The organism is Segetibacter aerophilus (assembly GCF_007991655.1).
GTDB lineage: Bacteria > Bacteroidota > Bacteroidia > Chitinophagales > Chitinophagaceae > Segetibacter > Segetibacter aerophilus.
This window is the reverse complement of the sequence record NZ_BJYT01000063.1, coordinates 1-2,515: the sequence shown is the minus strand read 5'-3', so window position 1 is coordinate 2,515 and position 2,515 is coordinate 1. Positions and strand designations below refer to the sequence as shown.

Below are 2,515 nucleotides of genomic sequence, written 5' to 3'. Positions count from 1 at the left end.
CCATTGGGGCTAGTGGTGTCACATTTCAACAGGTTAATTGTACCGGAGGTGTAAATGGAATTGTCTTAAATAATACCGGTACGGGTGGCCTCACAATAACGGGTGATGGTGGTTCAATCAAAAATGCTTCGGGAGGAACAATAAGTGGTACAAGTGGCGCAGGGATTTCAATCACTAGCGGGTCTAATATTTCATTGGATCAGATGACCATACAAGATGCTTTAAGCGACGGTCTTATTACCACCACGGTTAATAATTTTAGCCTTACCAATTCAATCATTACCAATAATGGTAATGAACTTAATGAACATGGAATTGATTTCACCAATGTTACAGGGATAGTAAGAGTTACGAACAGCTCTTTCACCAACAATGAACACGAACAGATCCACATTTACAACGATGTAAACGGAAGTACGGCAGATTACGAATTGAGCGGAGTAGCTATGGTGAGCACAGGAGTTGCAGCCGCACCAAATGGAAGCCACGGCATTAATATGAGCGCCTGGAATTCTGCAAGCATTGACCTAAGAGTGCTTGGAAACAGTACCATCGACAATATGTTTTCTAATAGTATACAAGTTCAAAATGAAGGAACAGGTACAGTAGAGGTTACCATTGCTCAAACTAGTTTCACAAATATTGGCGCAAGTGCGATTAACATTGCTCAAAATAGTTCAGGCCCTGTCCGCTTCAATATCAATAATAATCCAACCTTTCTTCGGGGATCGAATAACGGCGTTTCACAGTCTATTAATATAAACCAAGCCGGTGGGGCACCCGCTGGAGCACTCTTAGAAGGTCAAATTAGTAACAATACAATTGGAAGCAATGCATCCACCACGGCCGGTAGCAAGAGCGGCGATGGTATTCGTGTTCTCTCTGTTGGATCTGGAACCACAACAGTAAGGATTAACAACAATAATATACAGGGTGTAGGCGGCAATGGAATTAATGTTCAAATGAGCGAAGATGCTAATACAGCTCATACGATGAACGCGACTATTTTTAGTAACACAGTTAGTGTTACAGATGTGAACAGCTTCGACGGGATTAGGGCAGTTGGTGGCGCTGCAAGCGGTGATGCAGGCATAATGAGATTGGATATTTATAACAATAATGCATCGAGCGCCACCGGAAACGATTTTAACGTCAGGCAGCGGTTCTCTACGACAGTTCAGCTATTAGGCTACGGAGGCGGTTCTAGTGATGTGGCAGCAGTACAAAATTATCTAGATGTTACGAAGAATAATAACCCTTTGGGGGCTGGTACCGATTGGTTCATTACAATACAGGCACCGGGTGGCGGATTTGTAAATACAGCAAGTGTACCGCAACCCACCTTGCCCAGTAATTAAAATGAAGGGATCTAGTAAGGAAGTGGATTGCTCAAATATGTGCATACGAAGTAATGAGACACGATTATTAAGGTATAAAAACAAAAAGCTGGTATCTAAAAACAACCTAAAGAACTCATATGAAATATACATTTATGCTTAATAGAAGTTGGATTATTGCTCTGCTTGCCATAAGCACCAATGCTTTTTCTCAAACCATTCCTGCTATTGGCACCATACCGCCAGGTGACAGCATTATCGTTGTCTACGACGTTACCATCAGTACGGGGGTTAGTTCAATTTCGAACCAGGGTAGCATTGCCGGTAGCAACTTTACCACTTTCAGTACAAACGACCCTAAAACTGTAGCACCTGGTGATGCTACCGTTACGGCTGTTGGTGCTGCTATGTATTATCCAAAAATTACTGCCACTGACCTAAGTTTGCCTGCCAGCTGGACAAGTGATATAAGTGGGGGGGCAGGTCTTACACCTTCAAACTTTAGTACTGCCTTGCAGCTATTTACTATTAACAACAATATTGCTGCACCTGAGGCAAGCAGTACATGGAGCATATCGGCTGGAACCAATGTAACCCTTACAAATACCAACGGCTTAACCCTCAATCCTGCTGCCCGTCTTACGATTGGCACCGGATCGAACGTGAACCTCAATGGCAATAAGCTCCTGTTGAAGTCAGGTGCTGCCGGTTCTGCTTCTATAGGCGCTGTTACAGGAACTTTAACCAACGCTACTAACATAACTGTTGAACGTTACATCCCTTCCCGTCGTGCATGGCGTTTAATAACTGCACCACTAAGCAATGCAAATACAATAAGACAGGCATGGCAGAACAATGGGGTTTATACTGCCGGTATAGGAACATTTATCACGGGCCCTACAGGTACAGGTTTGGATAATAGTAATGCCTATTCCCTAAAAACGTATAATGTCGGATCTCAGCAACTGGTTGATGTAAGTAATACCACTCAAAGTCTTTCATCTGCTACCGGCAGCGCAGACAATAAAGGTTACTTTCTCTTTGTTCGTGGCGACAGAAATCCTACTAACCTCACACCTCCCAACACCAATGTAACTACACTCAGCAGTGTAGGAACATTGCAAACAGGCACTCAAACCTTCAGTGCGGCAGCGACGGCAAACAACTTTACCCTTATC

General features: G+C 43.5%; 2 protein-coding genes. Both read left to right on the top strand.

Annotation, left to right across the window (positions count from 1 at the left end; all coding sequences use genetic code 11):
- The coding region (locus SAE01_RS24665) for a hypothetical protein (RefSeq protein WP_170234268.1) at window positions 1-1,358 on the top strand (1,358 nt) is incomplete at its 5' end.
- A gap of 119 nt (window positions 1,359-1,477) precedes the next feature.
- The coding region (locus tag SAE01_RS24250; RefSeq protein WP_218029243.1) for a hypothetical protein at window positions 1,478-2,515 on the top strand (1,038 nt) is incomplete at its 3' end.